We start from the raw sequence: 2,298 nt of genomic DNA, 5'->3' as shown, positions 1-2,298 counted from the left end.
TTACCTAAATAGCATATTAAATAAAAAAATAAAAGCTCAAAAAACGAATGAATAGATTTTTGAGCCTAGAAAAATATAGTAAAAATTTAACGAAGAATTTATTTGTTTTTTAACTCAGTTCTTTGTTGGCAACAGTTTTTTTATTTTTCAATTATTTCAGCTTTTATAATATTCGCCTGTTTCATTGCGTTTTCAGCATCTCTTAATGTTCGATATTTCGAAATAGTCGTCCACTTTAAGTCACCGTAAAATTTCTTTGTTATTTTAACTTTGATATTTCGTTTTGTAGAATACTTTTTCCAATGGCTTAAATTATCAGTTTCGTTAAGTTCAATTTCTTTTCCATCTTTCCTCCAGCTTTTATTTCCGACTCTTTTCAAGTAAGGACGCAAATGTTTAGCCCATTCACCACTTCTATATTTTCCTTTGTGATATGTCTTATTTAGATTGCTCATTATATTCTGTTTAGGAATTCAATCCCTCCAATTTTTTTGCCTTTTAATATATCTAAAACTATCTCTCCGTTTTTCTTGGAATGTAAAATAATATTTTCGTCAAACTGCCAATCAGAATTCGGTTCATTTGGATTATCAGAGTATACAAAGTAATAATATGCTTTACTTTCTTTAAAGCACTTTACACAATGCTTTAAATTCTCAATAATCTTAATTTCTTCTGGAATTTGTTCCTTTGCAATTTCGATTATCCATTCAGGATTATATGTTTCCCATTTTACTTTCATCAAATTGTTGCCAACGTGTCTGTATAAAAAGAGTTGCGTGATTTAAGTAATAAAGTTAGTAAATAAAACACGAACCAAGAAAATCCAAGAGGATTTTCTTAAGTAGGATTTTACCAGCAATTTTTTTTATACGTTGTTGTAAAACGTTTAATTATTTCCTGATTATTTACTAAATCAAATAAAAAATACTTGTGCCTTTTTTAGCAATTTCAATTTCAAAAAAATATCTTTATTTATAGTCGTGAACCACAAGCACCACATCTTGTATCACCTTCTGAAGGAAAAGCACCACAACCACACCTCCTTTGATGTCTTCTGCTTGGTGTGTGTCTTGTACCACATCTATCACATCTTGTGGCTCCTGCCCATAATTGTTTTCCACAACTGTTACAACTATAATTTCCCATAATTTTATATTTTCTTATTTGGTTTTAATGATGACTTCCTTGATGTCTACAAGTATTTCTACAACTCAAAGACATTTTATTATTCCCTTTTACATCAAAAAACCAACCAGTTTGCATATCAGATGTTGGATTATTCTCTGAATTCAAAATAGGATTAATTTCTAATGTTTTGTTTTTTAAGTCAGTAACTTCTAGTAAAATATCATCATCATTTTTTATTAAAACATCTCTAAATCTTGTAGAAACTCCAAAAATATCTTGAAGATTTAAACCAACTAATATTTTTCCAAGTTCTTCTTGAAACTTATTGTTAGTAATAAATTCAACATATTGTTTGTAAGCATCATCATTTTTGTTATTAATTTTCACAAATTCAACTGGATACCAATTAATAACATTTTCATTTTTTTCAACCTTCCATAAATATGGAACAATTTCAAAGTCAATTTCTGAAGTTTTAATTGGTTTTGTAATTGATTTTCCATTTAAAATTTTACAGATTAATTTTTCATCATTATCAATTTCAAAATGTTTATGTAAAAAAGTCAAACCTAAACTATCTGTCATTTTGAATTGTGCAAATTTTAATCCCAAGTCATCTTTGTTTAGCGATATAATATTAAAATCAATTAGTTTAGTTGAAGAATTCAAGTTTTTGTAAATATTCTGATTGTATTCTTTAGTCATAATTTTATAGTTTATTAATTAATAGTTAAAAGCATTGTGATTACAGGAAGGACACTTTACAAAAGATCCTGGAACTGGGGCGTCATAACTGTGAAAAGTATGTTTACATCTCGAACATTCAAGACCAAATCTATCACTATTTTTGCACAGACTCCAAGTTTGCTCTCCTCTTCCAGAAGCTACATAATAGCTAATAGTTTTTAATTCTTCAGGACCTTTACAATGTATACAGCATTTTTCTGACATAGTTTTTGTTTTAAAGTTAGTTAATTTTTTTTACATTCATTTATTATATTTCAATTTTCAATATGAGAAAATTACTCATCAATGTTTTACAACGGTCTCGTATAACCGTCAGTTACGGGTTAATATGCGTTAATTTTCGGTTTAGCACAGGCTTTAGCAATTCCGAGTGGATTCGGACGTAGTCGAATCCGCCGTAATTGCGGTTATACATTGTTA

The 2,298-nt window shown here is 28.4% G+C and carries 5 protein-coding genes; all 5 read right to left on the bottom strand.

Annotated features, from left to right (window positions below; all coding sequences use genetic code 11):
• Positions 1–140: 140 nt before the first annotated feature.
• The 5 genes from DIS07_RS14920 to DIS07_RS15005 all read right to left on the bottom strand — a co-directional run bounded on the left by DIS07_RS14920 (position 141) and on the right by DIS07_RS15005 (position 2,082).
• Entirely contained in the window at positions 141–455 is a 315-nt protein-coding gene (locus DIS07_RS14920) for a hypothetical protein (protein ID WP_109406068.1), read from the bottom strand.
• Positions 455–742: a hypothetical protein gene (locus DIS07_RS14915; protein ID WP_109406067.1), complete on the bottom strand. Its 288-nt coding sequence runs from the start codon at positions 740–742 to the stop codon at positions 455–457. The genes DIS07_RS14920 and DIS07_RS14915 overlap by 1 nt, the downstream gene beginning before the upstream one ends.
• 233 nt (positions 743–975) lie before the next feature.
• A complete protein-coding gene (locus tag DIS07_RS15135) occupies positions 976–1,149 on the bottom strand; it encodes a hypothetical protein (protein WP_181374619.1) in 174 nt (57 codons plus the stop codon).
• A gap of 24 nt (positions 1,150–1,173) precedes the next feature.
• Positions 1,174–1,836, bottom strand: a complete 663-nt coding sequence (locus DIS07_RS14910; protein WP_109406066.1) for a hypothetical protein — start codon at positions 1,834–1,836, stop codon at positions 1,174–1,176.
• Between the two features lie 18 nt (positions 1,837–1,854).
• Positions 1,855–2,082 (bottom strand): hypothetical protein, encoded by a 228-nt coding sequence (locus DIS07_RS15005; RefSeq protein ID WP_146190750.1) that lies wholly within the window; start codon positions 2,080–2,082, stop codon positions 1,855–1,857.
• Positions 2,083–2,298 lie beyond the last annotated feature (216 nt).

The organism is Polaribacter aquimarinus (assembly GCF_003129485.1).
GTDB classification, from domain to species: domain Bacteria; phylum Bacteroidota; class Bacteroidia; order Flavobacteriales; family Flavobacteriaceae; genus Polaribacter; species Polaribacter aquimarinus.
This window is presented reverse-complemented; position numbering and strand designations above follow the sequence as displayed.

Coding starts and splice junctions, on each gene's coding strand:
- DIS07_RS14920 (WP_109406068.1), bottom strand. CDS start 455: ATGAGCAATCTAAATAAGACATATCACAAAGGAAAATATAGAAGTGGT.
- DIS07_RS14915 (WP_109406067.1), bottom strand. CDS start 742: ATGAAAGTAAAATGGGAAACATATAATCCTGAATGGATAATCGAAATT.
- DIS07_RS15135 (WP_181374619.1), bottom strand. CDS start 1,149: ATGGGAAATTATAGTTGTAACAGTTGTGGAAAACAATTATGGGCAGGA.
- DIS07_RS14910 (WP_109406066.1), bottom strand. CDS start 1,836: ATGACTAAAGAATACAATCAGAATATTTACAAAAACTTGAATTCTTCA.
- DIS07_RS15005 (WP_146190750.1), bottom strand. CDS start 2,082: ATGTCAGAAAAATGCTGTATACATTGTAAAGGTCCTGAAGAATTAAAA.